The sequence below is a fragment of the Neobacillus sp. SuZ13 genome (assembly GCF_030123365.1).
GTDB lineage: Bacteria > Bacillota > Bacilli > Bacillales > Cytobacillaceae > Neobacillus.
On record NZ_CP126107.1, the window covers coordinates 516,572 to 543,247 of the forward strand.

Annotated in this window: 18 protein-coding genes; 15 read left to right on the forward strand and 3 right to left on the reverse strand. The window is 39.3% G+C overall.

What is annotated here, in order from left to right; all coding sequences use genetic code 11:
- Nucleotides 1-20: 20 nt before the first annotated feature.
- From QNH17_RS02505 to QNH17_RS02530, 6 genes are all read left to right on the forward strand, one after another.
- A complete protein-coding gene (locus QNH17_RS02505) occupies nt 21-2,264 on the forward strand; it encodes an alpha-galactosidase (RefSeq protein ID WP_283877249.1) in 2,244 nt (747 codons plus the stop codon).
- A gap of 221 nt (nt 2,265-2,485) precedes the next feature.
- Nucleotides 2,486-3,757, forward strand: a complete 1,272-nt coding sequence (locus tag QNH17_RS02510; RefSeq protein WP_283877250.1) for an ABC transporter substrate-binding protein — start codon at nt 2,486-2,488, stop codon at nt 3,755-3,757.
- Between the two features lie 83 nt (nt 3,758-3,840).
- Nucleotides 3,841-4,731: a carbohydrate ABC transporter permease gene (locus QNH17_RS02515; RefSeq protein WP_144555350.1), complete on the forward strand. Its 891-nt coding sequence runs from the start codon at nt 3,841-3,843 to the stop codon at nt 4,729-4,731.
- Nucleotides 4,732-4,737: 6 nt separating this feature from the next.
- Nucleotides 4,738-5,568 carry a carbohydrate ABC transporter permease gene (locus QNH17_RS02520; protein WP_283877251.1) on the forward strand — a complete coding sequence of 277 codons (831 nt, stop codon included), beginning with the start codon at nt 4,738-4,740 and terminating at the stop codon, nt 5,566-5,568.
- Between the two features lie 31 nt (nt 5,569-5,599).
- Nucleotides 5,600-7,408 (forward strand): glycoside hydrolase family 2 protein, encoded by a 1,809-nt coding sequence (locus tag QNH17_RS02525; protein WP_283877252.1) that lies wholly within the window; start codon nt 5,600-5,602, stop codon nt 7,406-7,408.
- A 97-nt stretch (nt 7,409-7,505) separates the two neighbouring features.
- On the forward strand, nt 7,506-8,549 hold the full coding sequence (locus QNH17_RS02530; RefSeq protein ID WP_283877253.1) for an aldose epimerase family protein: 1,044 nt from the start codon (nt 7,506-7,508) through the stop codon (nt 8,547-8,549).
- A 45-nt stretch (nt 8,550-8,594) separates the two neighbouring features.
- Here the strand turns inward: QNH17_RS02530 and QNH17_RS02535 are convergent, their stop codons facing one another.
- On the reverse strand, nt 8,595-9,773 hold the full coding sequence (locus tag QNH17_RS02535) for an ROK family transcriptional regulator (protein WP_283877254.1): 1,179 nt from the start codon (nt 9,771-9,773) through the stop codon (nt 8,595-8,597).
- Nucleotides 9,774-10,064: 291 nt separating this feature from the next.
- Here QNH17_RS02535 and QNH17_RS02540 point away from each other — a divergent pair, with 291 nt between their 5' ends.
- Genes QNH17_RS02540 through QNH17_RS02560 form a run of 5 tightly spaced genes read left to right on the forward strand, consistent with a single transcriptional unit; the run spans nt 10,065 to nt 15,803 of the window.
- Entirely contained in the window at nt 10,065-11,246 is a 1,182-nt protein-coding gene (locus tag QNH17_RS02540; RefSeq protein WP_283877255.1) for a galactokinase, read from the forward strand.
- The gene (gene galE, locus QNH17_RS02545) at nt 11,247-12,236 is read left to right on the forward strand and encodes a UDP-glucose 4-epimerase GalE (RefSeq protein ID WP_283877256.1); all 990 of its coding nucleotides are present in this window, start codon (nt 11,247-11,249) and stop codon (nt 12,234-12,236) included.
- 12 nt (nt 12,237-12,248) lie between these two features.
- On the forward strand, nt 12,249-13,733 hold the full coding sequence (gene galT, locus QNH17_RS02550; RefSeq protein WP_283877257.1) for a UDP-glucose--hexose-1-phosphate uridylyltransferase: 1,485 nt from the start codon (nt 12,249-12,251) through the stop codon (nt 13,731-13,733).
- An 18-nt stretch (nt 13,734-13,751) separates the two neighbouring features.
- Nucleotides 13,752-14,810, forward strand: coding sequence for an aldose epimerase family protein (locus QNH17_RS02555; protein WP_283877258.1), 1,059 nt, complete (start codon nt 13,752-13,754; stop codon nt 14,808-14,810).
- Between the two features lie 3 nt (nt 14,811-14,813).
- Nucleotides 14,814-15,803 carry a LacI family DNA-binding transcriptional regulator gene (locus tag QNH17_RS02560; protein ID WP_283877259.1) on the forward strand — a complete coding sequence of 330 codons (990 nt, stop codon included), beginning with the start codon at nt 14,814-14,816 and terminating at the stop codon, nt 15,801-15,803.
- Nucleotides 15,804-15,888: 85 nt separating this feature from the next.
- Here QNH17_RS02560 and QNH17_RS02565 read toward each other — a convergent pair whose 3' ends face one another.
- A complete protein-coding gene (locus tag QNH17_RS02565; protein WP_481858607.1) occupies nt 15,889-17,172 on the reverse strand; it encodes a prolyl oligopeptidase family serine peptidase in 1,284 nt (427 codons plus the stop codon).
- A gap of 85 nt (nt 17,173-17,257) precedes the next feature.
- Complete coding sequence (locus QNH17_RS02570) at nt 17,258-19,612, reverse strand: glycoside hydrolase family 3 C-terminal domain-containing protein (RefSeq protein ID WP_283877261.1); 2,355 nt, start codon at nt 19,610-19,612, stop codon at nt 17,258-17,260.
- A 391-nt stretch (nt 19,613-20,003) separates the two neighbouring features.
- Here QNH17_RS02570 and QNH17_RS02575 point away from each other — a divergent pair, with 391 nt between their 5' ends.
- From QNH17_RS02575 to QNH17_RS02590, 4 genes are all read left to right on the forward strand, one after another.
- Entirely contained in the window at nt 20,004-22,400 is a 2,397-nt protein-coding gene (locus tag QNH17_RS02575) for a beta-glucosidase (protein WP_283877262.1), read from the forward strand.
- A 171-nt stretch (nt 22,401-22,571) separates the two neighbouring features.
- Nucleotides 22,572-23,564, forward strand: a complete 993-nt coding sequence (locus QNH17_RS02580; RefSeq protein WP_283877263.1) for a sugar-binding protein — start codon at nt 22,572-22,574, stop codon at nt 23,562-23,564.
- Nucleotides 23,564-25,045, forward strand: a complete 1,482-nt coding sequence (locus tag QNH17_RS02585; protein ID WP_283879412.1) for a sensor histidine kinase — start codon at nt 23,564-23,566, stop codon at nt 25,043-25,045. Before QNH17_RS02580 ends, QNH17_RS02585 begins: the two co-directional genes overlap by 1 nt.
- A complete protein-coding gene (locus QNH17_RS02590) occupies nt 25,020-26,609 on the forward strand; it encodes a response regulator (RefSeq protein WP_283877264.1) in 1,590 nt (529 codons plus the stop codon). The genes QNH17_RS02585 and QNH17_RS02590 overlap by 26 nt, the downstream gene beginning before the upstream one ends.
- Nucleotides 26,610-26,676: the final 67 nt, after the last annotated feature.

Sequence of the window (26,676 nt, forward strand, 5' to 3'; positions counted from 1 at the left end):
TTGAAAAAAAGGAGAAGGTTATGCTTATTCATGTGAATCAAGAGGACAAGCAGTTTCATTTAACAAATGGCCAAGTAAGCTATATTTTTCATGTTATGAAAAATGGGCAGCTCGGCCATCTTTATTACGGAAAGGCGTTACGCCACAGAGAAGATTTTTCCCATTTACAAGTGTATGATGTCCCAACAGGGGCAACTACGCATGTATATGCTGACGACCCGGCATTTGGATTAGAGACGTTGCGTCAGGAATTCCCTGCCTACGGAAATTCAGATTTTCGAGAACCAGCAATCGGCGTTAGTAAAACCACGGCTAATCATATTCCAAATTTCACATATGAATCGTATCAAATCCTAGAAGGAAAACTTCGTCTTGAAGGTCTTCCGGCAACTTATACAGAGGACAATCATGATGCAAGTACACTACAAATCCTCTTAAAAGATGAGTTCCTGCAAGCGGAATTGCAGTTAAATTATACAATTTTCCGTGACAAACCTGTCATCACGAGAAGTGCTTCGTTAAGAAATGCGGGTTCAGACGAGCTGGTTATTGATCGATTCATGAGAGCATCGCTCGACCTTCCGGATAAAGATTTTGTATTTACTCATTTAGCAGGGACATGGTCACGTGAACGGCATGTAAAGGAAAGAAGACTCGAAACAGGCATTCAGTCTATTTCCAGTCTGCGCGGGGCCAGTTCTCATCACCATAATCCATTCTTGGCACTAAAGCGTCCTGAGGCAACGGAGCATACAGGCGAAGTATATGGCTTTAATTTTATCTATAGCAGTAATTTCTTGATGCAAGTAGAAGTCGACCATTACGATATGGCAAGACTTACGGTTGGGATTCATCCATTCGGATTTAAGTGGAATTTAGAGCCGCAAGCGTCATTTCAATCCCCCGAAGTGGTCATGGTGTATTCCGAACAAGGTGTAAATGGGATGAGTCATGCTTTTCATGCTTTATACCGTGAGCATCTGATTCCAAGTCAATGGAGGAAGGCCGTGCGTCCGATTCTAATTAATAACTGGGAGGCAACCTACTTTGATTTCGATGAAGAAAAACTTGTAAAGATTGCACAATCAGCAAGTGAACTAGGAATTGAGTTGTTTGTTCTGGATGATGGCTGGTTTGGAAAACGAAATAATGATACCTCCTCACTTGGTGATTGGCATGTAGACTTAAATAAGCTTCCGAATGGTTTGGATAGTTTGGCTAAGAAAATTACCGAGACAGGAATGAAATTTGGGCTTTGGTTTGAGCCGGAAATGATCAGTCCGAATAGTGAACTATTTAACGAGCATCCAGATTGGGCAGTAGGTATCACAGGTCAGCACTATACTTTGGGGCGTAATCAGCTGGTCTTAGATTTTTCAAGACTGGAAATCGTGGATTATTTGTATGATAAAATGTCCGCTATTATTAAACAAACAAACCTAGCTTATATTAAATGGGACATGAATAGAAACATTACCGAAGCCTTTTCGAATAAACTAGCTGTCCACCAGCAAGGCGAGTTTTTCCACCGCTATATTTTAGGGGTTTATGATCTATATGATCGATTAACAAGTGAGTTCCCACATGTGTTGTTTGAATCGTGTGCGGGCGGTGGCGGACGGTTTGACCCCGGGATGTTGTATTATGCTCCGCAGGCTTGGACGAGTGATGATACAGATGCGATTGAACGACTTAAGATCCAGTATGGCACATCCTTTGCGTATCCGGTTTATAGTATGGGATCTCATGTTTCGGCTGTTCCGAATCATCAGACATTACGCCAGGCACCACTACAAACAAGGGCAAACACTGCTTACTTTGGAACATTTGGATATGAATTGGACCCAATCAAAATGACCGAAGAAGAACGTAAGGAAATTAAACAGCAGGTTGCTTTTTATAAAGCGCATCGAGAGTTGATTCGTGATGGTCAATTCTATCGCTTGTTGAATCCATTTTCAAACAATGAAACCGCTTGGATGGTAGTAAGCCAAGACCAGTCGGAGGCATTAGTTGGCTGGTATAAAGTATTAGCAACTCCGAATCCTAAGAAACAGCAAATGCTGCGACTCAGTGGCTTAGATGAGTCAAAAGTCTATCAAGTGACTGGAAGCGAGCGGACATATTATGGTGATGAACTAATGACTGTGGGGCTGCAGCTTCCGACAGAGTTTAATGGTGTCAATGGCGGCAGTTTTGAACGTGGGGGAGACTTCCAATCACAAGTCTATTATATAAGAAGTATAGAGGATAAATTAAATTAACATTATAATGACAGATGGCCTTGGACTGTACCGAGGCCATTTTTATTTTAAAAACAAAATTATAATCTTAAAAAATATGTATTTGACAAAAAGCGCTTACAATATTATGATAATACCAGAAAGTAAATTAATTTAATTAACTAATGAGGAACACATAATTTGTAAATATTTCCTCATCCTAGAAGTAACCAAAAATTTTTACCTAAATAAGGGGGATAAAAATGGTTAAGAAAAAGAAATGGCTTGGTATAGCTTTAACTGCTGCTCTAGCGCTCGGATCTTTAGCAGGATGTTCAAGTGCGAAGGACAAAGATAATTCAGAAGGCGGAAAAGGGGAAAAAATTACTTATTGGGCACCTTTCTCTGGTGCGGATGGTCCACGTATGAAAACGATCGTTGAAAATTACAATAAATCACAATCTAAGTATCAAGTGGATTTCCAAATTGTCCCTCAATCTGACTATTATAAAACCGTTGACCTTGCCTTTTCGGGTCAAAAAAATGCTCCAGATGTATTAATCATGCATACTGATCAGCTAAAAAATTATGCAGATAAGAATTTATTAAAAGATTTAACTGATACAGTCGAAAAAGCAGGTGTTAAAGCGGAAGATTATGCTGAAACTGCTTGGAAGGCTGGAGATATTGGTGGTAAGCACTATACCATTCCTTTAGATATTCATCCATTAGTAATGTACTATAATAAAGATTTATTTAAAGCAGCCGGTTTAGATCCAGAAAAGGCGCCGACAAATCGTGAGGAGTTCCTAGCAGCTGCAAAAAAACTAACAGATTCTAGTAAGAATCAATATGGTTTTGTTGTACCAACTCTATGGCCAAACCAGTTCATTTTCCCAACTCTGTTATTCCAGAATGGCGGAGAATTAATGAAGGATGGTAAGCCAAACTACAATAGCCCAGAAGCGGTTGAAGCGTTAACGTTCTATCGCGACTTAATTCAAAAAGAAAAGGTTTCTCCTGAAAATGTACAACAAGATGGTGAAGTAACATTATTCTTACAAGGTAAAAACGCGATGCACCTAAATGGTCCATGGATGATGGAACAATGGGATAAAGCCGGTATTAACTATGGAGTTGCTCCAGTACCTCAATTAGGCACTAAACAACAAGCGGTCTATGCGAATGGACATAATTTCGTGATTCCTGCCACTGTTACAGATTCAAAAAAATTAGATGGTATTACTGATTTCTTAAAGTATGTTGCTGGAAACACAATGGAGTGGGCAAAATCAGGACAAGCACCAGCTTCAAAAGCAATTTATGAACAAAGTGAAGAGTTTAAAAGTATGAAGCAACAGCCGATCGTAGCTTCAGAATTTGAATATGCTAAGTTTGCTCCTGTCGTTGCCAACTGGGGTCAATTGTCTGACCCGCTATGGGCTGAAATTAACCTTGCTCTTCTAGGCAAGAAGGATCCTCAAAAAGCATTAGATGATGCGAATAAAAAGGCAGAACAAGTAATGAATAAGTAATCATTAAAGGAGGCGGACGGTTGGTTGAATACCTGTTCGTCTCTTGTTTTTCTACTAGTAGGTAATCGAAAGGAGGAAGGTAAATGAGAAATACAAGTTGGAAATCCCAATTGACTTCAAGTCTTTTTGTAATCCCTTACTTGCTGTTATTTGTTGTTTTTCTTTTAATTCCTATTGGCTATGGAGCTTGGATAAGTCTGCATAACTGGGATTTATTAAATCCTGTCCATGAATTTGTAGGATTTAAGAATTATACAAAAATCTTTGACTCTAATTCATATCTTAATGAACTGTTTTTCGAGGGTCTTAAAAACACCTTCCAATTCGTTGTATATAGTGTTCCTTTATTGGTTGTAGTTGGATTAGGTTTAGCATTGTTAGTGAATGCACTGCCTGGTAAATTCAAAGGTTTTTTTCGTACGGTTTACTTTATTCCCTATTCTGTTTCTGTTTCGGTCGTAGCAATTATTTGGTTATGGATCCTTGATACAAACAGTGGGTTAATTAATCAATATTTACAAAAGATGAATCTGCCATTAATTCCATGGTTAACAGACATGCCGTGGGCATGGATTTCCCTCGCTATCGCCACTTTATGGTGGACGATTGGTTTTAACATGGTTATTTTTATCAATGCACTAAATGATGTTTCTGAAGAACTATATGAAGCTGGTTCTCTTGATGGCGCCAACCGCTGGCAGCGATTTGTGCATATCACGTTACCTAGTATTAAACCTACGATGCTATTTGTCGTCATTACATCAACAATTGCCTCTTTTAATATATACGGGCAGCCATATTTAATGACACGGGGAGGTCCAGGGACTTCAACAAAGGTTCTATTAATGAATATCGTCGATGAAGCTTTTAAACAGCGGCAATTAGGGAATGCAGCCGCCATGTCATTACTTATGGCATTGATTATGATCGTTATCTCAATATTGCAATTCCGAATCACAAATCGAAAGGAGTAGTTCAGCGTGCAAAAAACACCGTTTAAAATTTCCATTGTTATTCTTGCGATTCTTGTTGGCTTGATTTTTATCGTTCCAATTTTATGGATGCTGGCTACTTCTTTTAAAACGGATCAGGAAGCATTCACTGCCGGTCTAAAGTGGATTCCGAAAGTATTTACTCTTGAAAATTATCAGTATAGCTTAGCAGGAAATTCAGATACACCTGTCTTACAATGGATGGGCAATTCCCTTTTTGTTGGGATTATTGGAACACTAATTGTTCTTGTTGTAGACACACTGGCTGCATATGGTCTGGCCCGTTTAGATGTTCCTTTTAAAAAATTGCTAATTAGCATCTTTATTGGGTCGATGACGATTCCGTGGGTTATTACCTTTTTACCACTATATATGGAGTTTAATAAGTTCGGTCTATTAGATACTTATGCAGTACTGATTCTTCCATATTCTGCAAATGCTTTTGGTGTCTTTCTTCTCTATCAATATTTTCGCGGTTTTCCAAAAGAGCTGGAGGAAGCAGCATTCCTAGACGGTGCAAATAAATGGCAAGTATTTGTAAAAATCGTTTTGCCATCGGCACGACCAGTTATTTGGACATTAGCTATTTTTACATTTATGGGTATATATAATGACTTCTTATGGCCGCTTGTAACTACAAATTCTCCAGAAATGAGAACTATTACAACGGGTATTGCCATCATGCAGCAAGGAAGTTTCGTTTCTTCACCGGGTAGGTTAATGGCTTTAACATCAATTGCAACCATACCGGCAGTATTATTGTTTATTATTGGTCAACGTTCCTTTATAAAAGGCGTGAATCAATCAGGAATTAAATAGGATTATTTTTTTAGGAAGGATGGGAAACAACATGTCAGTACCCCGTAATGAGTATCCTAGACCACAATTGGTCAGACAAGATTGGGTTAATTTAAACGGCGAATGGGATTTTGCTTTTGATGATAACAATGTAGGGTTAAAGGAAAAGTGGTTTCAAAATGGGGAAACCTTTGATCGGAAAATTAATGTTCCTTTTGCCTATCAGACGAAACTAAGCGGTATTAATGACCCATCATTCCATGATTATGTATGGTATTCCCGAGAATTCACGGTGCCTAAAGGCTGGAATAATCAGCGGGTTCTCTTACATTTTGGGGCAGTGGATTACCGTGCATGGGTTTATGTCAATGGGGAGTATGCTTGTTTTCATGAAGGCGGCAACGTTTCTTTCTCTCTCGACATTACGGATCATTTAACTTGGGGCAATGAAAAGGTTGTTGTAAGAGTCGAAGATCCATCTACCGATGAGACGATTCCCAGAGGAAAGCAATTCTGGATTGAACAATCGGATTCGATCTGGTACACGAGAACGACGGGGATATGGCAAACCGTATGGCTTGAACCGGTTAGTCCTACACATGTTTCAAAATTAAGATTAACACCCGACATTGACCGTGGAGATATAATTGTAGAGTTTGAGGTCTCAGGTGAATTTATTAACAAAAAAGCAGACATCGAAATTAGTTTTCAGGGTGAAAAGGTAGCAAAGGATACGATTGAGGTTTTTGAACCGTATAATAAACGTTCAATTAATTTATATAATCGCCAAATTTTCAGAACTTCTTTTCACCATATCGGCTGGAATTGGTCACCGGAGAATCCAAATTTATTTGATATTAAATTCACGTTAAAAGATGAAGATAATCAGGTGATTTTAGACGAAGTGGAATCCTATTTCGGTATGAGAAAGATCCATATTGAAAATGAAATGGTTTATTTAAATAATAAGCCCTATTATCAAAAATTAGTTCTTGATCAAGGCTATTGGCCAGAAGGATTATTAACCGCTCCAACGGATGACGATTTGAAAAAGGATATTGAATTAGCTTTAGAAATGGGCTTTAATGGCTGCAGAAAGCATCAAAAAGTCGAGGATCCTCGTTTCCTTTATTGGGCAGATAAATTAGGATTTCTGGTTTGGGGAGAATGTGCAGCCTTTCCGTCCTATAGCGAGGACGCTGCATCTCGATTAACCAAAGAATGGATTGAAATCATTGAACGGGATTACAATCATCCATCTATCGTCGCATGGGTACCTGTCAACGAAAGCTGGGGAGTGCCTTTTATTAAAGCTAACAAACAGCAGCAGCACCATTCTTTAGCGATGTACCACCTTATTCATTCTCTTGATCCAACACGTTTAGTCATCTCTAATGATGGATGGGAGCTTACAGAAACGGATATTTGTGCGATTCACAATTACAATCATGGATCAAACGATGAAAAGATAAAATATGAGGATTTTAAAGAGTCCTTGCTCACAAAAGAAAATCTATTAAACTCAAAACCAGCTGGCCGTGGAATTTATGCGGATGGATTTGAACATAAAGGTGAACCAATCTTATTAACAGAATTCGGAGGAATTGGCTTCAAAGTTGGTGAAGACAGTGGCTGGGGCTATACATCTGTGAAGGATGAACAGGAGTTTATTGCAGATTATCGCAGAGTAATGGAAGCGGTCTATGCTTCTAAGAGTCTACATGGCTATTGTTATACACAGTTAACAGATGTAGAGCAGGAAATCAACGGATTATTATCTTATAACAGAGAACCAAAATGTGAGTTAACAAAAATAAGAGAAATAAATGATATGTGGCATTCTAATATTGTGAAAGCTTAAGTTAGGTTATTCTGCTTGCTTTTATAAAATTATTTCATGAAGGCTCGCCAGTCGGCGAGTTTTCTTTATACCATCGGGAACGAAGGGAGTTTAAATCATGAATTTGTTACAGGAAAAATTTGCAGAACTTGATGGACAGACAATAACTATTTTTACGATGATTAATGATCAGGGTATGGAAGTAAGCACCATCGATTATGGCTGCACGATTACCAAGATCCTCGTTCCTGATCGAAACGGGGTACTTGAAAATGTGGTTTTGGGATTTGATACAATCGATGAATATCAGCAGCATTCTCCATATTTCGGCGCTGTGGTCGGCAGGCATGCGGGCAGAATAGCTAATGCTGAATTTACATTAGATGGTATCACGTATCATCTCGCAAAGAATAACTACGATAATCATTTGCACGGCGGGATAAAAGGCTTCGACAAGGTGATTTGGGATACAGAGGTAATTGAAGATAAAGATTCAATGGCTCTTGTATTCACTTATTCAAGCAAGGATGGGGAAGAAGGGTATCCTGGAAATTTAAAGATGAAAATAACCTATACCTTAAATAACAATAATGAGCTTCAAATATCTTATGAAGGTGTCTCTGATCAAAAAACTGTAGTTAATGTCACCAATCATTCTTATTTTAATTTAAGCGGCAATTTAAAAAGAGACGCTCTTAATCATAAGTTAACTCTAAAAAGTAAGCAATTCCTTGAGTTGAATGAGGAGTTGATACCGACAGGGGAGGTTCTATCTGTAGATAATACATCTTTTGACTTTCGATTGGGACGGAAGATTATCGATGGAACTGCTACAAATGACGCGCAGAATATACTTGCAGGAAATGGGTATGACCATCCTTTTCTACTAGAGGATAATCAAAATAAAGAAATCTATCTGTATGAGGAAGAGAGTGGAAGAGGATTAATGATCGAAACGAATCAGCCTGCTGTCGTTCTTTACACTGGTAATCAGCTAGCAGACGATTTTTCAATTCGAGGTATTACCTCAAGAAAGTACCTTGGTTTATGTTTAGAAACACAGGGTCTTCCAGATTCGCTCAATCATCCACATTTCCCAACTGCCATTTTAGAAAAGGGTCAGGTATACTATTCCGTTACTAAATACACTTTTACAAATTGAACAAAAAAAGAGTTGAATCCTATGATCCAACTCTTTTTATTATCCTTATGCTTTAAATAGTTTCTTTAAAACTAATGTCACAGCTCCTAATACCATACCGGTTTTCCCTAATTCTGAACAAACCACTTTAATTTCTTCATGAGAGCTTTTAAAAGTATATTTCTCTATCCTTTTTTTTAGTTGGGACAAAACAAAATCTCCTACTTCGAAAATACCCCCTTCTACTATTATTTTCGAAGGCTTTAAAATATTAATCATATTAGCTGCGGCTAGTCCAAGGGATTGACCGGCCTTTTCTAATAGCGATATAGCAAATGGATCCCCTTTCTTAGCAGCTTTATAGACCATGTTTAAGGAGAGCTCAGTACTGTTATCTTTCAACCATTCTGTGAGAATTGTATCTTGATGATTTTTAAGTTCTTCCTTAGCTTTATTTAAGATAGCAACTTCAGATGCATAGGCCTCTAAACATCCATTATTACCACACTCGCATAGGGGACCATTCACATCTAAAATGGTATGCCCGACTTCTCCAGCTGTATAAAAAGTGCTTTTATAAATCTCACTATTTATAAAGATTCCAGAACCAATCCCTCGTCCCACACTAAGACAGATAAAGTCGGAGACTCCTTTACCTTGCCCAAACCAGCTCTCAGCAATAGCTAATGCTCGTACATCATTTTCGACAATAACAGGGATATTGAATTCTTTCTCTATTCTTTCTTTCAGAGGTATATTTTCCAAATGTAAGTGTGGAGAAAAGATGGCCAAGCCTTGCTCAGAGTCAACAAGTCCATGCATGGCAATACCGATACCAAGGATTAACTCCCGTTCTATATGTGCAGTTTGAAGCACATAATGAATGCACTCTATCATCATGCTCATAAATTCGGTTTTAGTTGGCAGTTCAGTAATATCTTTACTGAAATCGGTTACAATCTTTCCGTCCATTGTGGTTAAAATAACGCGAATAACCTCTGCTGCGGCATAGACTCCGATTATATAATAAGCGGAGTAATTAATACGGAGGAGAATTGGCTTTCTACCGCCTGAAGTTGCGCTGGTTGATTGTTCCTCTACAATAAGATTCTTCTCAATCAATTCAGCAACCAATGAACTTATGGTTGGCGGGGTTAATTTTGTTAATTTGGCAATTTCTGCTCTTGAAATCGGTTCTTTTAATCGAATCATGTTTAAAACGGTTGATTGATTAAGTAACTTCATTTTTTCGAAACTTCCAGTTTTGGGGTCGAAACTCAAATGACATCACGCCTTTTTTATCATTAGTACCATTAAGAATTTGTTTAAAAAGGTATTATTTAGTTTATTTATTACTATCAATTTTAACACAAATACTAAGTTAAAAATACCTAGTACAAAATTATATTCAAGATTTTATTGTGTTTTTAAGTAAAATTTTAGTAAAATACTTGAAGGTTTTTACTAGGGGTAGTAAAATTATGTTGAAAATAAAAAGTTAACGAACAAGACACAAGACTTCTGGAGGAATTTAAAATGAACGCAATCACACTTAATAAAGTATTTTTAGATATGTTTCAAGTATTACCCAAGCAAGCCTTTTTTGCTCCTGGAAGGATTAATTTAATTGGTGAGCATACAGATTACAATGGCGGGCACGTTTTTCCATGTGCAATTACCTATGGTACTTATGCTGTAGCAAGGGCGCGGGAAGACAAAGTGATTCGCCTCTACTCCACCAACTTTCCCGAAAAAGGAATCATCGAATTTAACTTAAGCGAACTAGACTATGAGAAGGAACATAATTGGGCCAATTATCCAAAAGGCATGGTCCGTTTTATTCTTGAGGCGGGATATGAAATTCCCTCAGGATTTGATTGTGTAATTGAAGGTAATATACCCAATGGTGCAGGACTTTCTTCGTCAGCATCCATTGAACTTTTAACCGGAGTGCTTATAAATGGCCTATTTAATTTTGAAATTCCGCAACTTGATCTCATCAAGATTGGCAAGCGGGTAGAGAATGAATTCATAGGAGTAAACAGCGGTATTATGGATCAGTTTGCGATTGGCATGGGAAAGAAAGATGCAGGTATCTTATTAGATTGCCAAACGTTGAAATATGAGTACGCACCGATTCACCTGGAAGACTACAAAATATTAATCATGAATACGAACAAGCGCAGGGAATTAGCTGATTCCAAGTACAATGAAAGACGAGGAGAATGCGAAGAGGCATTGGCTCAACTTCAGCAAAAACTGCCGATCGAAGCACTTGGCCAGTTAACGGAAGCGGAGTTCGATGAGAATCGGTATCTCATTACTAATGAAACAGTTCGTAAACGGGCAAAACACGCAGTCTACGAAAACATGAGAACAATTAAAGCACTCGAAGAACTTAAATTAGGTAATCTAGAAGCATTTGGACAACTCATTAATCAATCACACATTTCCTTACGTGATGATTATGAAGTTACTGGAATTGAGCTGGACAGTTTAGTAGAGGCTGCATGGAAACAGCCAGGCGTTCTTGGTGCAAGAATGACCGGTGCAGGATTTGGCGGCTGTGCGATTGCGATTGTTAGAAATGAAGAAGTTGATAACTTTATTGAGAACGTTGGAGCAGATTATCTTGACAAGATTGGTTACGAGGCTGAATTTTATGCAGCGAGCATTGGTGATGGGGCAAAAGAGATTCGATTGGAGGAAACGATTTAAATGAGCATTCTTGTATTAGGTGGTGCAGGCTATGTCGGTTCACACGCTGTATACCAGTTGATTGATCAGGGATATTCAGTCGTTGTCATTGATAATTTACAAACTGGCCATGAGGAATCGGTTCATCCAAAGGCTAACTTGTATAAGGGAGATATCCGCAGCCGCGAGTTTATGCGTTCTGTTTTTGAAAAAGAAAGTATTGAAGCGATTATGCATTTTGCTGCCAATTCCTTGGTTGGAGAATCAATGGTAGAACCATTAAAATACTTTGATAACAACGTATATGGAACACAAGTTGTCCTTGAAATGATGAAAGAATTTGGCGTCAAGTATATCGTTTTTTCTTCAACAGCAGCTGTTTATGGAGAGCAAAAAGTTGTGCCGATTACAGAAGAGGCCGCAGCCATTCCTACAAATACGTATGGCGAAACCAAGCTGGCAATGGAAAAAATGATGTCTTGGTGTGAAAAGGCATTTGATCTTAACTTTGTATCACTTCGCTATTTTAACGTGGCATCGGCAAGAAGTGACGGACAAATTGGTGAGGACCATAATCCTGAAACCCATCTGATTCCAGTTGTCCTCGAAGCAGCAATAGGGAAAAGACCAGCGGTGACGATATTTGGGGAGGATTATGATACAGCAGATGGAACTTGTGTCCGGGATTATATTCATGTTGAGGACTTAATTGATGCCCATATATTAGCCCTTCGCTATCTGCAAAATGGCGGCGAAAGTAATATTTTTAATTTAGGATCAAGTCAAGGATTCTCGGTAAAAGAAATTGTTGAGACGGCTAAAGAGGTGACAGGTATTGATATCCCTGTTAAAATCGGCGAACGCAGGTCGGGAGACCCGAGTACCTTAATAGCTTCTTCGGAAAAAGCCAAAAAGGTATTGGGATGGAATCCTACGAGAACATCGATTCATCAAATTATCAGCAATGCCTGGAACTGGCATCAGCATCACCCTAATGGGTATCAGAAATAGAGGGGATCATAAATGATTTATCAATTAGTACAACAATTAATTAATCAAGCGATTACCACTCAACTTATTGAGCGGGAAGATGAAATCTATGCGCGCAATCAAATTCTGGCATTGCTCAAGCTAGCCGAGTTTAAGGAAATAGATCAGGCGGAGGGCGGCCACGTTGAAATCCCTGATTTACTCGATTTAATTGTGGACTATGCTTGCAGTCAAGCGATAATTGAAGAATTATTTGATGAAAAAGAGATATTTTCTAGTAAAATAATGAACTGTTTTATCGCACGTCCATCGACGATCAATCATGTGTTTTATGAAAAATATAAACAGGATCCAAAAGCGGCAACCGAGTATTTTTATGAGTTAAGTAAAAATAGCAATTACATTCAAATGAAGCGGATTCGGAACAATATTGAGTATAAAACCGCCACAGAATATGGTGAACTGGACATTACCATTAATCTATCAAAACCTGAAAAGGATCCAAGAAGTATCGCGCTCGAGCGGTCGGTGCAAAAAACGGATTATCCAAAATGCTTACTTTGTGTTGAAAATGAAGGCTACGAAGGCAGAGTCGGACACCCTGCACGCTCCAATCATCGAATGATTCGTGTCAATCTATTAAATCAGCCATGGTATCTCCAATATTCACCGTATGTATATTACAATGAACATTGTATTGTCCTGTCAGAAAAACATACCGATATGGTTGTTAGTGCCACGTCTTTCTTACGGTTATTGAGCTTTGTTGATCAATTTCCTCATTACTTTGTCGGCTCTAATGCAGATCTGCCAATTGTCGGCGGTTCAATATTAACCCATGATCATTATCAAGGCGGGAATTATCAATTTGCGATGGCGAAAGCAGGAGATGACTGGACATTTAAAATGGCTGGCCATCCAAATGTTGAGTGTTCTGTTGTAAAATGGCCAATGTCCGTCATTCGTCTTCGCTCTTCTCAAATCAGTGAGTTGGTTGAAGCAGGTTCACATATTTTTGAGCAATGGAAAAATTACAGTGATGCGACGCTTGAAATTTTGGCGAGAACTGGAGAGACGCCGCATAATACAGTGACGCCGATTGCACGGAAAAATGGGGATGTGTTTGAACTGGACTTGGTGCTTCGTAATAATCGAACAAGTGATGAGCATCCACTGGGCATTTTCCACCCTCACGCCGATGTACATCATATTAAAAAGGAAAATATCGGCCTAATTGAAGTAATGGGGCTGGCTGTTTTACCTGCACGATTAAAGGCTGAACTTGGAGAAGTGGAGAAGTACATCCTCGGTAAAGAGGCAGATATTGCCGAATACCATTTAGACTGGGCAGAGGTGTTAAAATCCCGCTATCAAGATGTTGCCAATGATGCGAATGTGGAAGGCCTGGTAAGAGAAGAAGTAGGAAGGAAATTCTCAAGAGTCTTGGAAGATGCAGGAGTGTTCAAACGGGACGAAGCAGGGCAAGCTGGGTTCCAGCGTTTTATCAATTCTTTGTAAAAATATGGAGTGATATCGATGAAAATATTAGATAGAATATTCGGCAGTTACGAGGGAGAGTCCGTTACAGAATATACCTTAGTCAACGATTATGGCATGGAGGTCTCTTGTCTGAATTTTGGTTGTATAATTACTAAAATCATCGTCCCTGACCGCCGTGGAAACTTTGAAAATGTAGTCCTTGGTTTTGATAACTTCGAAGATTACACAGAATGGTCACCGTATTTCGGAGCAGTTTGTGGACGGGTAGCTGGAAGAATTGGTGGTGCAAGTTTCGAATTGGACGGTAAAGAATATCAGCTTGCAGACAATAACTACCCCAATCATCTGCACGGAGGCAAGAAGGGTTTTAACTCTGTGATTTGGAAAACTGAAATCATTGAGGAAGAAAATGCTGTCGGGTTGAAGTTTTTTTATCATAGTCCAGACGGAGAAGAAGGCTATCCAGGTAATCTAGACACCACTGTTACGTACATTCTAAACAATAAAAATGAAATCGATATTAGTTATAAAAGCGAAACGGATCAAAAAACGTTAGTCAACTTAACCAATCACTCGTATTTTAACTTAAGCGGAAATATAAAAAGAGATTGTTCGGAGCACATTCTTAAATTAGATAGTGATCGATTTTTAGAGTTGAGAGACGATCTTATTCCTACTGGTAAGTTGATTGATTCTAAAAATACTCCCTTTGATTTCAAACATGGCAGAAGGTTGAGTTCTGGGCTGAATTCATCTTATCCTCAAAACGTGCTTGTCGGGAAGGGTTACGACCACCCACTTGTTTTTAGACAAGAGGGAGAAAATACGATGATCCTAAGCGATGAAGAAAGCGGCCGCTCGCTCCTTGTTACGACCGATCAGCCATGCGTCGTCCTTTATACAGGGAATTTTCTAGAAGGCCCTTATTCAATTTCAGGTGTCAGAGCGGAGAATTATTTGGGTGTTTGCCTGGAAACCCAAGGATTTCCTGATGCAATTCACCATCCAGAGTTTCCTTCTGTCGTTTTAAATCCAGAGGAAGAATATCATTCTAGAACAGTGTATCGTTTTTTTGCTAATACATTAGGAGACTGATTCATGGCTACCATCAAAGATATTGCACAAATAGCAGGGGTATCGATTGCAACGGTATCCCGTGTTTTAAATTATGACACTACTCTTTCTGTCAGTGATGAAACGAAGAAAAGAATATTCGAAGTGGCAGAGGAACTATCATATAAAAAGAAACCAGCTCGCAAGCAGGAATCGGGTAAGATTGCTCTTTTACAATGGTATACGGAAAAAGAAGAGCTGGAAGATTTATATTACATGTCCATCCGGCTGGGGGTTGAAAACCAATGCCGGCAGCATGGGATTCAGGTGGATAAATATTTTCAAGGCAACTATGAGGATCTGAAGGATGACGATATTCAAGGGCTGATTGCGATTGGGAAATTTAGCAGGAAGCAAGTGAATGATCTCATTAAGATTACCAAAAATATTGTCTTTGTTGATACCTCACCAGATGAAGATCGGTTTGATTCGATTGTTATTGATTTTGAACGAGCTACAAAAAAAGTGCTCGATCATTTTATTCAAAAGGGTCATGAGAGGATCGGGTATATCGGAGGCAGAGAAGTGTTTAAGGATAAAACCTCTATGATTGAAGACCCAAGAGAGGTGACATTCAAGCGCTTTTTAGCAGAAAAAGGACTGCCCAATGAAGAATATATGTATGTAGGTAACTTTACTGCTGATGATGGTCATGCTTTGATGAAGAAGGCGATTCATGAACAGGGGGATCAATTACCGACGGCTTTCTTTGCAGGTAATGATTCACTTGCGGTTGGCGCATTAAGGGCGTTGTTGGAGGAAGGGATTTCCGTTCCTGATCGTGTAAACATCATAGGTGTCAATGATATCAGCATCTCTAAATACGTCTACCCATCCTTAAGCACAGTTAAGGTATATACCGAAATCATGGGTGAAACTGCCGTTGACACACTTTTGGAGAGAATAGCAGGCAGAAAAACAGCCAAGAAAATATTCATTGCAACAGAACTGGTTATAAGGAACAGCAGCTTCTAACCTAAGAAAATAATTAAAACAGAGCGATTTGTCCACCTATGGTGGACAAATCGCTCTGTTGTCTTTTTGTGGTGCCTGACACCATTTACTTATTTAGCGACTGGGCTGCTAACCATTCCATGATGGTCGTTGTTTTTCCGTTGATCATGTCTGTTGGGGCGTTATTATATACATAAATCCAAGACCAGTGTCCGTTGTATTCATATGGAGTGCCGTCTGCTTTGGTATATAAACCGGATGTATCTACTACCTTATCAAATAATGATAAATGAACATTTTTTGAACCAGCATCGACTAAGCGTTTATACGTAGGTTCAACATATTGAGAAGTGATAACTACTGGATCGGCTTTAGCGGCAATGAACCACATTGGGAGATCCTTCATTTTCTGAATTTCTGCATCTGATATTAACGTGTCTTTTAATGCTTCACATGTTGGGAATGCAGCGGCAAAGTAATTGGTATAATCCCTCGCCATCAGCATGGTCATATACCCACCGTTAGAGTCACCGCCAATGTAAATTCGACTGGAATCAATGTCTTTGTGATTAGCTACATAATCCTTAATCAAGGACATTAAAGCATCTTCATATTTGGAGGTTCCATCCCCTCTTCCGGTATAACCGTCCATCCAAAAAGTAGGTGTTTGAGGGGCCAAAACATAGGCACCGTCAAAGTAGGATTGAATATCCTTTGAAGCAAAGTTGGCTGCTTTATTGGCAGAGATTGCAATGGTTGGGTCGGATCCGCCTTCACCGGCGCCGTGCAGCCAGATAATTAATGGGTTTTTATGATTGTCCTTTGCTGGGGAATAGTCCGCATAGGTTAAACTAACATTGTCATAGGTTCCTTTCCCCGTTGAAAAATCATCTACCAGTTCTCTTGTATCCCCTGCAAATTGATCAACGACTAACCCTGAAATTGTTCCTGCACTTGTTTCGATATCTTTTTGCTGTGTGATGGTATATTTCATATCAACCCAATCATTAAAACCAGTAGTCGCCCAATCATAGTTAAGCGGGGAACCTAGGGATACATCCGGGCCGATTTTCATTTCTAAGACGACATATTTCCCTGTTTGTACAGCAGGATTGCCGTCTTTATCTGCTACGTATGCTTTCGTAATGGTTCGGTTCCCTTCCTCTAGGAACGGTGTTTTTAACCGTTTATCGCTTCTGGCCACATGGACGTTGAAGGTATCTGTTGTAACAGAGTCTTTTGGTATTGGCTTCCCAACATTGACAATTACTTTCGTGGTTGCAGCTCCCCAATCTTCAATCTCTGTCACGGTTTGATAGGATGTTGGCTGTGTATTGATTTCCTTAGCAAAAACGTTTGTATTAAGAGATAAAGTCATGGCTGCAGCCATTGTGGCCAAGATGGCCCTTTTTTTCATTTTTTTAAGCATCTTTCATTACCTCCACAATGATATTATTAAGGATGTTCATATTACTCTACTGATTGTATTTTGATAGAGTTTCTAATTGCACATCAGGTCCATTGTCATTTACTACTTCGGCAATGATATCTTTGTCCACTTTAAAATTCAGCGTCCCTCTGATATCGGAAGATGACGCTCCAATCTTGAATTGATAGGTACCTTTTTCAACAATCCAAGAGGAAGTAGACTCATCAAATGAAGCAATATCCTTTGGATCAATAAAGAAGTTAAACGTCTCTTTTTGACCTGGCTTCAGTTCACGGGTTTTTCCGAATGCTTTCAGTTCAATCGCTGGTTTTTCTAACTTGCCGTCAGGTGCACTTACATATAGTTGTGGTGCCTCTTTTCCAGCCAATGAACCGGAGTTTGTCACTTTAAACTGGACTTTGATTTTATTAGATAAGTTGTCTTTATTTAATTTAAAATCGCTATAATCAAACGTTGTATAGGAGAGTCCATAACCAAACTCGTAAGCTGGTTTGACATTAAAGGTAGAATAGTAGCGGTATCCTACATAAATATCTTCCTTATAATTTACTAAGTTCGGATTGCCATCAGAGCTTGGGAAGTTTGCATAACTTGGCGAATCCACTAATTTAACTGGGAAGGTTGCCGGAAGTTTACCTGATGGATTCGCTTTGCCAGAAAGAACATCTGTAAGGGCATTTCCAGCTTCCATTCCTGGCTGCCAAGATAATAAAATGGAGTCTACAGAATCTCTCCAGCTTACAGTGTTAAACGGAGCACCTACGTTTAAGACTACTACTACCTTTTTATTAACGGCGTGATAGGCATCAGAAACTTTTTTGATTAGTTCTGATTCTTTTTCAGAAGGTTCAAACGTTGTTGAATTTCCATCTGCCCCTTCTCCAGATCCTCTAGCAATCACAATCACACCAATATCTGAATTCTGTGCCATATATGCGGCATCTTTAGCGGTAAGATTTTCATTGATTTCAGCTCCGCTGGCGTTTGTGTTAACAGGTATATAGCCTCCATTTTTCAGTCCTTCCGGAAGTTGAACTGTATGGGTTGGAGTAACATAGGCACTTCCTGTTCCCATTAAGAACATTTTTGAAGCGGCATTATCTGTTGTACAAGCAGAAGCAGGGGTGCCAAATCCACAGCTTGGCATGGTGTAGGAGTTGCCAACAATACCGACTTTCTTCACCGTACCACTAAACGGAAGCGCTTTGTTTTCATTTTTTAATAAAACCATTCCTTCCGGCGCAGCTTCTCTTGAAAGCTTTGCATTAGTTGCTGCAAGGTCAGCGCTTACACTTTGTTTCGCATCATCAACGGTGCTTAATTTTTTGAATGTAGGTGACTTAACGACTAAATTAAGAATATTCTCGATGGCCGTATCAAGTTTCTCCTCTTGAAGTGTACCGTCTAAGATGGCTGCTTTTACCGCCGCTTTACCAACAGCATTCAAGCTTGGCATCGACAAGTCATTTCCTCCATTTAACATCGCTATACCATTTTGTTTAGAGCCGCCCCAGTCAGTCATAACCATGCCGTTAAAGCCCCAATCACTTCTTAATACATCATTTAACAACCAAGAGTTATGAGCAGAGAATGGTCCATTAATAGAATTATAGGAACTCATCACTGTCCATGGGTTCGCTTCTTTTACTACCCGCTCAAAACCAGCTAAATAAATTTCTCTTAGGGCGCGTTCAGAAATAACCTCATTGACTGATTGTCTATTGGTTTCCTGATTATTTGCTGCATAGTGCTTCATACTTACGCCAACACCCTGGTCCTGAACTCCTTTTGTAAACTCAGCTGCCATTTCACCGCTTAAGAGTGGATCTTCTGAGTAGTATTCGAAGTTTCTTCCGCCTCTAGGATCTCTATGAATATTTAGTGCGGGTCCTAAAATAACATCCACACCATAATCAAGAGTTTCTTTTCCCATCGCACTAGAAACCTGGTACATTAACTCCTTATTAAAACTTGCAGATAACGCGGAGGGAATAGGGAAACCGGTTGTCGACTTATTTGCTGTGGATCCAAACCGGAGCCCCGCTGGACCATCAGCAAAAGTAAGCTTTGGAATACCAAGCCTTGGGATAGCAAACGTTCCGCCGGCTGCACCTGTTACTGACGCTCCAGCTCCTCCAATCAAATCGACCTTTTCGTCTAGCGTCATCGCCTGAATAACTGCCGGAATGGAAGCTTGGTCAACTAATATCGGTGTTTGTTCCTGTGCAGCACCAGTTTGTACACCACTATTGTCTATGGCAACAACTGAGCCATTAACTTGCGATTGTGTCTGTTCCGCTGCTTGCACGCCTGAAATACCTGATGACAATAGTATTAAACTAAACATGGATGAACTTAGAACTTTGTAATAACTCTTCATACCTAACCACTCCTTTAATATATGAAAACCCTTTCATTTGAGAAGTTAACATGTAAAATATCATTCGATAAGTTAGAAGAGATAGCATTAAATTGTGATTTACTAGATTAATTTGTCATAGACTGAATATTCAATAAATTTATTGAAAATCAAGGGTAATTCTACATATTTGTTAGACATTTTCCGACAGGACTATAGATATAGGCACATAAAACGCGAAAGAGGGCCGTTCCAAAGCCTTTTTTTGCTAAAACAAAATAGTGAAGATAATCGCAATATAATCCAGAAAATTATCAATAGTCAGAAAGTTTATTTAAGTTAAACTAGCAAATGTAAGCGTTTTAATTTTATTTAAAAAGTTAAAACTATTTTGAGGAGGAATTAGCATTATATGTTAAAAAAACTTAGGAAACAGAAAAAGTCAAAATTACTAGCCTTTACTCTTACATCTTCATTACTTCTTTCAGGACTCACCTATGACATTGCATCCGCTCAAAGTCAAAATCCAACATCCGTAAAGCAAGCTCAAACTTCTACTGAACAAACCTCAACGCCAAACTTAACAGACGCGGCATCGATTGATAGAGTGATTCAAGCTATGACCCTTGATGAAAAGTCTAAATTTGTTGTCGGGGTAGGAATGCCAGGATTTGGAAGGCCTGCGTTTGATGATGTAGTTGGGGCAGTAGGCGGTACATATGGAATTCCTCGGTTAGGAATCCCTGAACTGCGTTTTGCCGATGGTCCGGCAGGTCTTAGAATCAGACCGACAAGATCAGGGGAAACCCAAACCTATTATGCAACAGCATTTCCAATCGCAACATCGCTGGCATCCACTTGGGATACAGCAACAGTAGAAGCCATTGGTAAAGCTCAGGGAAATGAAGTAAAAGAATATGGTGTTGATATGTTATTAGCACCTGCACTGAATATCCATCGGAATCCATTAAATGGCCGTAACTTCGAATACTATTCAGAGGATCCATTAATTGCAGGAAAAATGGCTGCGGCGATGGTAAATGGGGTTCAATCCAACGGTGTTGGGGCAACGATCAAGCACTTCGCAGCCAATAACCAAGAAACGAATAGAATGAGCGTTGATACGGTAGTTTCAGAGCGGGCATTACGAGAAATTTATTTAAAAGGTTTTGAAATCGCTGTCAAGGAATCCAATCCATGGTCAGTTATGAGTTCCTATAACAAAATAAACGGAACATACGCATCCCAAAGTGCAGACCTTTTAACAACTGTTTTACGTAAGGACTGGGGCTATAAGGGCTTTGTAATGACTGACTGGTTTGGCGGGAATGATCCTGTTGAACAAATGAAAGCACAAAATGACATGATTATGCCGGGTGCGGCAAACCATTCAACTTTAATTAAAACGGCTGTTGAAAATGGAAGTTTAGACGAAAAGGTACTAGACCGAAATATCAAGAACATTCTGAATATCCTTATCCAAACACCTGAGTTTAAAAAGTACCAAAACACAGACAAGCCTGATTTAGCTGCGCACGCACAAACAGCTCGCAAAGCTGCCGCTGAAGGAATGGTTCTTTTAAAGAATGACAAGATGCCATTACCAATCAGCAAGGATCAAAAGATCGCGCTATTTGGTAATACTCAAATCGAAACCGTTAAAGGTGGAACAGGAAGTGGAGATGTGAATGCGGCTTACACCACTTCGATTGTAGATGGCTTAAAGAGTGTTGGATACCAGTTAAATCAAACTGAATTAGATAATTATAAAACATATATCGAAAATCTGCGCTCCCAAGACCAATATAAAATTAAACCAAGTCCATGGGGAGAAGATTTTGGTAAGTCAATCCCCGCTATTCCTGAGAAGCCTCTAGCAGATTCCGAAATTGGAGATGCCGCTACAAAATCCGATATTGGTGTCATTGTCATTGGCCGAAATTCTGGTGAAGGTGCAGACCGTAAGGATGTAAAAGGGGATTACCAATTAAGCGATGCGGAAAATGACATGATTTCGAAAGTATCGGCAGAATACCATAAGCAAGGAAAAAAAGTAGCGGTTATTTTAAATATTGGCGGACCGATTGAGGTAGCCAGCTGGCGGGATAAGGTAGATTCTATCTTACTAGCATGGCAGCCTGGTCAAGAAGCAGGTAATGCAGTTGCCGATGTGATTTCAGGTAAGGTCAATCCTTCCGGAAAACTGCCAACTACCTTCCCAGTCAAGTATAGCGATGTTGCATCGGCCAAAAGCTTCCCTGGTACACCTGCAGAGAACCCAACACAGGTAATCTATAACGAAGACATTTATGTCGGCTACCGCTACAATACGACGTTTAATGTGAAGCCTGCCTATGAATTTGGTTATGGATTGTCCTATACTGACTTCGATATTAGTCATGTAAATATTAGCGAGGGCAAGAAGTTTAAAGATACGCTAAAGGTATCAGCTATGGTAGAAAATACAGGTAAACTACCAGGCAGAGAGGTCGTTCAAGTCTATGTTTCCGCTCCGGATGGAAAGCTTGAAAAACCTGCTGTTGAGCTAAAGGCCTTTGGAAAAACAAAGGAACTTAAGCAAAATCAACGTCAGTTGCTTCAATTCGAACTTAATGCCAAAGACCTTGCCTCCTTCGATGAAGAGAAAAATGCATGGGTTCTTGAAAAAGGCACCTATACCGTAAAAGTTGGAGCATCCTCAGAAGATATTAAAGGAACAGCTACGTTTACGGTAGACCACGATATCATTGTTGAAAAGGTGAACGAGGGATTAGCACCTAAAGTTGACTTTGAACGACTTACCAAATAATTTTTAAATAAACAAAGATAAACAGCCTTCATTGAAAGTCAATGAAGGCTGTTTATCTTTTGGTATAAATGAGGTTTCTATAATTAAACCATTTTCATTTTTTGGAGATTGTCGAAAATTGGTAAGTTCCGTATAATATGCTTAACAATGCTTTGGGATTGGGGATGTTATATGAGCAAATTATCCATCGTTGCCTATACAGTCGGAAGTTTGTTTTTTCTTGTCAGTTGCTCATTTTCAATATTTTACGGATATAAGGTCGTTACCCACCATTTACCTAAAGAGGATAGTGCAGTAAAAAAGTATAACTACCATTTTGTTCTTGTTGCAGAGGAGTTAGATAACGAATATTGGAGGCTTGTTGATGAAGGGGCAAGGGCAGCTGCTAAAAAGTACGATGTGCTTTTGGAATATGCTGGACCAAAGCAAGCCAATCTGGAGGATCATTTAAAAACAATTGAAATGTCGGCGGCGGCAAAAGTGGATGGGATCATGACACAGGGATTGAGCGATGAACAATTTAGCCCCCTTATCAACAAGGTCGTAGCAAAGGGAATACCTGTCATTACCGTGGATACAGATGCGGCAAATAGCAGAAGGCAGGCTTATATTGGGACAGACAATTATTATTCAGGATTTTTGGCAGGAAAGGCCTTAATTAAAGATACAAAAGGAAAAGCAAATGTAGCGATAATTACCGGCAGCTTTACTAAGAATCACCAGATTCAAAGGGTAAAGGGCTTTAAGGATGCCGTTCAATTCGAAAAAGGGATTCATATTATTGCTGTGGAAGAGTCAGAGATTAGCAGGGTGATTGCTGCAGAAAAGGCTAACCAAATCATGCAGGGGCACCCTGAGGTGAATGCATTTTTTGGAACTAGCGCTCTGGACGGTATTGAAATAGCACAGGTGGTAGAAAAATATAAAAAGCAGAATCAAATATACATTATTGGATTCGATACACTTCCGGAAACCGTAAAATACATCCGGCAGGGAACCATTAAGGCAACGGTCGTTCAAGAGCCATATGAAATGGGATACGGTGCCGTGGAAATGATGATTAATATTATTGAGGGAAAAAGAGTAGATCCTATCATCCATACAAATACTCGAATTGCAAGACTAGAGGACCTTCCTGCCGTTGGAATGGGGGGAAGAAAGTGATGTTATTTCGAATCAGATCGAAGCTGCTTTTATATTTTATTGTGCTTGTTGTTCTATTATCTTCTGTCGGCTTCTTTTTTTATAACAGCAGTGAAAAATTAGTAACGGAATATGACGACAGCTTTGAACGCTTTCTGTTGTTGAATGATATCTCGCAAAGAACCAACTTAATGACGGAAAAGCTGCATGCTTATATTTTGGAAAAGCAGCCTTCCTATCTAAGAGATCATCAAAAAGAAAAGCTGAAGTTGATTAAGGATCAAAACAAACTATATGAAGTGATCCATACAAATGAAATTAATCTCACGAATTACAAAAATATGATCGATAGCTTTATAGACGAAAGTGATGCCACTTTAGGGGCTTTTAAAAAGGACGAGATTAACAAATATTCGAATCATTTTAATGAGGTTTTAAAGATTAATGGTTTTCTTCAGGAAAGCACTCTGGATTTGTTAAATAATAAACTGACAGATTATCAAAAATTTTATGGCCAGATGGAGCAGCAAAACCATTATTATAAATTGATGTCGATTTCGCTTTTTGCGGCTGCATTTTTCCTTAGCACCTTGTTAGCGCTATGGATTTCCGGCGGGATTACAAAGCCAATTAGTTTGCTCTCAAAAGCGGCAAAGGAAATTTCAAAAGGAAATCTATCAGGAGAAGATATAAAAATTACCACAAAGGACGAGTTAAAGCCACTAACGGAAACCTTTAACCAAATGCGCACGAATCTAAGGCAATTGGTAAAGGAAATCAAACAGAAATCGGAATTGGATAAGCTGTTAAAGGAATTGGAGCTGCGGAGTCTGCAAAATCAAATCAATCCACATTTTTTATTCAATACATTGAATACGGTTTCAAAACTGGCTTATTTAGAGGAAGCAGAACAAACGTCCAGATTGATTGAAGCTGTTGCGGCATTACTGCGGTACAATCTCGGAGATGTGAATAAGGCCTCAACTCTTCGTGATGAGGTGAGAATTGTCAGTGAGTATTTTTATATTCAAAAAACGAGATTTGGAGAGCGGATTCAATTTATTACAGATATCCAGGAAGACTGTCTGGATATTGAGATTCCGGTGTTAATTTTGCAGCCGCTTATTGAGAACGCCTTCATTCATGGGGTAGAGGAATATGAAGAAAATGCAGAAATCCGTCTGAATGTATACCGACACAAAGACCGAATTTACGTGGAGGTTATCGATAACGGGGAAGGGATGAGTGAAGCTACTAAAAAGAGATTTCTCGACTATGTGGAAGGAACAGCGGAAGAAGAGTCCTTTGTGCCTGAAAAATCAAAAGGACATTCCAATGGGATTGGAGTGAAAAACGTAATTAGAAGGCTTCAACTCTATTACCAGCGAAACGACGTTGTGGAAATTGAATCAGAATTAAAGAAAGGGACCAAATTTAGACTGACGATTCCTGGTATAGGTAAAGGGGGACAAGTGTTTGTTGAAAATACTTATAGTAGATGACGAAATACTGGAGAGAAAGGCATTAACGAAAATTATCAACAACTCTTCGGATACAGTCAAGGTCATAGGTGAGGCTCCCAATGGAAGAATAGCCATTGAAATGGCTAAAGAACATCACCCTGATATTATGTTTATGGACATAAAAATGCCTGGGGTTGATGGAGTCCAAGCAGTAAAAGCGATTAGAAAATTCGCCCCCGATATTCGGTTTATCATGGTTTCGGCCTTTAATACATTTGAGTATGCGAAAGAAGTCATGCAGCAGGGAGTCAAGGAGTACATCCTAAAGCCGAGCAGTAAAAAAGATATTCTTGAAAGCCTAGACCGTGTGTCGGAGGAAATCGTTGAAGAACGGAAGCGTAGAGAAGAGCACGAAAACTTGAAGGAAAATCTTAACCGCGCCGTTTCCATTGCCCAAAAGGAATGGGTATCATCGCTATTGGTAAACCAAGTACAGGACATCACGTTTGATGAGTGGGGACAATTATTGGGTGTTGAAATTACAAGCGGATATATGGAGCTGTTTTCCTTCCAGCCATTCCAAGAAAGCGAAATAACTGCAAACGAAAAAAAATCGTGGTATTTGTGGCTCAAGGAAACCGTTAAATCTTTGGTGAAAGAAAAAGAGGCTATTTTTGGGCCGATGACGGACAGCCAAGTTCCTGTTTTATTTCTATCCCAAAAAACAATAGAAAAAAGCCAGTTTAAATCCATCGTAAGGTCTAATATCGAACGGCTATTTGTGCTTTTTAATAAAGAATCCTTCAAAGGTCAATTGCGGATTGGAGTTGGCCGCCCGTACCATCATGCACATGAACTGAATCAATCCTACCATGAAGCAGTCATGGCGTTAGAACAACTGCTAAAAAGTCCAAATCAAAGGTACTTTTTTGCGGACAAACAAGAATCAACAGCAGCACGGCCAAATCAATCAGAGATACTTGAGGTTGAAAAAAAGCTCCTCGATGCCGTCCGGCAGGGAGATGTCAACCAAGTCCTGTTAACTTTTGATTCATTTGTGGTAATTCCTACGGAGAATAATGAATTGAATGCTCCATTGCTAAAAAAGTCATTTGATGAATTGTTTGTTCTGATTTCTAGAATGCTCCATGATTTAGGAATCAGCTATCAACAACTACCGTCTATTGACGAAACGGAAGAAGTAATGAAGATAGTAGACAAGGGAAAAGCCCATCTGTTGGCGGTAGTCCAGCATGTACAGGTCTGGCGTAACAATCATGCCAAAGGAATGCTGCATAAAGCAAAGGAATATATTGAAATTCACTATGCTGATTCCCTTACATTGGAACAGGTTGCTGAATATGTGGAACTTAGTGCTTTTTATTTCAGTAAATTATTTAAAGATCGGTTTGGTTTGACGTTTATCGATTATTTGACAGAGATAAGGATTTCAAAGGCCAAATTGGAAATGGCCGACCCCGGAAAAAGCTTAAAGGAAATCTGCTTTTCAATCGGTTATAAGGATCCGAATTATTTTAGCCGTGTTTTTAAAAAGCATACTGGTTTATCACCTACAGAATTTCGCAAGGCCTCTGTAAGTTAATAGTTTACTTTAAGACCAATCCGCAAAATGGATTGGTCTCATTTTTTTTACAAATATTTCAGTTTTA